We start from the raw sequence: 2,500 nt of genomic DNA on the forward strand, positions 1-2,500 counted from the left end.
CGAGCTGCTGCAGGCCAACCAAGCGTTACTGACGGTCTACCTCTTACGCGACGAACTCAAGAGACTGTGGTTCCAGCGCAGCCCCGAGCGGACGTACCAGGCGTGGCGGCAATGGGTGCAGCAAGCGCACGAGAGTGGAATCCAGGCCCTGCAGCGCTTCGCACGCCTGCTGGAGCCCTACCTACCCGGCATCGTCTCGCGCTGCCGCCACCGGCTGAACACCAGCGTCGTCGAGGGCATTAACAACACGATCAAGGTCATCAAGCGTCGGGCCTATGGCTACCGCGACCAGGAATACTTCTTCCTCAAAATCCGCGCAGCCTTCCCCGGTAATGCTCGATGAACCTAAAAAAAGCCCGGCCCCCAAAAAGGGGACCGGGCTTCGGATTAATGCCTGGCGGTGACCTACTCTCACATGGGGAGACCCCACACTACCATCGGCGCAGAGCAGTTTCACTTCCGAGTTCGGGATGGGATCGGGTGGTTCCTACTCGCTATTGCCGCCAGACAAACTGGCTAGACCACGCGGACTCTTCCACGTCATCTAAATTCGGAATGCATTCTAGGCTTGTGTACGTAGCGATGTGTCAAACGAGACCACCAACACTTTGGGTGTTATATGGTCAAGCCTCACGGGCAATTAGTACTGGTTAGCTACACGCGTTACCGCGCTTCAACACCCAGCCTATCAACGTTGTAGTCTTCAACGGCCCTACAGGGACCTCGAGGGTCCAGGGAGATATCATCTTCAGGTGGGTTTCCCGCTTAGATGCTTTCAGCGGTTATCCCTTCCGCACTTAGCTACCCGGCAATGCCACTGGCGTGACAACCGGAACACCAGAGGTGCGTCCATCCCGGTCCTCTCGTACTAAGGACAGATCCTGTCAAATCTCCGACGCCCACGGCAGATAGGGACCGAACTGTCTCACGACGTTCTAAACCCAGCTCGCGTACCACTTTAAATGGCGAACAGCCATACCCTTGGGACCTGCTTCAGCCCCAGGATGTGATGAGCCGACATCGAGGTGCCAAACACTGCCGTCGATATGGACTCTTGGGCAGTATCAGCCTGTTATCCCCGGAGTACCTTTTATCCGTTGAGCGATGGCCCTTCCATACAGAACCACCGGATCACTAAGACCTGCTTTCGCACCTGCTCGACGTGTCTGTCTCGCAGTTAAGCACCCTTATGCCTTTGCACTCGTCGCGCGATTTCCGACCGCGCTGAGGGTACCTTCGCACTCCTCCGTTACTCTTTGGGAGGAGACCGCCCCAGTCAAACTACCCACCACACACGGTCCCCGACCTGGATAACAGGCCTGGGTTAGAACTCCAAAATTGCCAGGGTGGTATTTCAAGGTTGGCTCCGCCGAGACTGGCGTCCCGGTTTCAAAGCCTCCCACCTATCCTACACAAACAAGTTCAAAGTTCAGTGTGAAGCTGTAGTAAAGGTTCACGGGGTCTTTCCGTCTAGCCGCGGGTACACAGCATCTTCACTGCGATTTCAATTTCACTGAGTCTCGGGTGGAGACAGCGCCGCCATCGTTACGCCATTCGTGCAGGTCGGAACTTACCCGACAAGGAATTTCGCTACCTTAGGACCGTTATAGTTACGGCCGCCGTTTACCGGGGCTTCGATCAAGAGCTTCTCCGAAGATAACCCCATCAATTAACCTTCCGGCACCGGGCAGGCGTCACACCCTATACGTCCTCTTTCGAGTTTGCAGAGTGCTGTGTTTTTAATAAACAGTCGCAGCGGCCTGGTCTCTGCGACCTCGGCCAGCTCAGGGAGCAAGTCCCATCACCAGCCGAGGCGTACCTTCTCCCGAAGTTACGGTACCATTTTGCCTAGTTCCTTCACCCGAGTTCTCTCAAGCGCCTTGGGATTCTCACCCTGCCCACCTGTGTCGGTTTGGGGTACGGTCAACTGTTAACTGAAGCTTAGAGGCTTTTCCTGGAAGCATGGCATCAGTGACTTCGCCTCCGTGGAGGCTCGTCATCGTATCTCAGGATTGTGTCCCCGGATTTGCCTAAGGACACTCCCTACATACTTGAACCGGGCACCAACTGCCGGATCACTTAGCCTTCTCCGTCCCCCCATCGCATTAACAGTCGGTACAGGAATATTAACCTGTTTCCCATCGACTACGCATTTCTGCCTCGCCTTAGGGGCCGACTAACCCTGCGCCGATTAGCGTTGCGCAGGAAACCTTGGGCTTTCGGCGGATAGGTTTTTCACCCATCTTATCGTTACTCATGTCAGCATTCGCACTTCTGATACCTCCAGCATGCCTCTCGGCACACCTTCACAGGCTTACAGAACGCTCCTCTACCACTTGCAAAGCAAGTCCGCAGCTTCGGTACATGGCTTTAGCCCCGTTAAATCTTCCGCGCAGGCCGACTCGACCAGTGAGCTATTACGCTTTCTTTAAAGGATGGCTGCTTCTAAGCCAACCTCCTGGCTGTCTCTGCCTTCCCACATCGTTTCCCACTGAGCCAT

1 protein-coding gene and 2 rRNA genes (1 of these 3 cut by a window edge) are annotated in these 2,500 nt (G+C 55.5%); 1 reads left to right on the forward strand and 2 read right to left on the reverse strand.

Annotated features, from left to right (window positions below; all coding sequences use genetic code 11):
- A partial coding sequence (locus F816_RS0110690; RefSeq protein WP_019594718.1) for an ISL3 family transposase occupies positions 1 to 343 on the forward strand: 343 nt, incomplete at its 5' end.
- Between the two features lie 49 nt (positions 344 to 392).
- Here F816_RS0110690 and rrf read toward each other — a convergent pair.
- Positions 393 to 508 (reverse strand): 5S ribosomal RNA (gene rrf, locus F816_RS0110695).
- Positions 509 to 619: 111 nt separating this feature from the next.
- Positions 620 to 2,500, reverse strand: a 23S ribosomal RNA gene (locus F816_RS0110700) (it continues 998 nt past the right edge of the window).

Origin of the sequence: Thioalkalivibrio sp. ALM2T, from assembly GCF_000381505.1 — a bacterium.
Taxonomy (GTDB): Bacteria; Pseudomonadota; Gammaproteobacteria; order Ectothiorhodospirales; family Ectothiorhodospiraceae; genus Thioalkalivibrio; species Thioalkalivibrio versutus.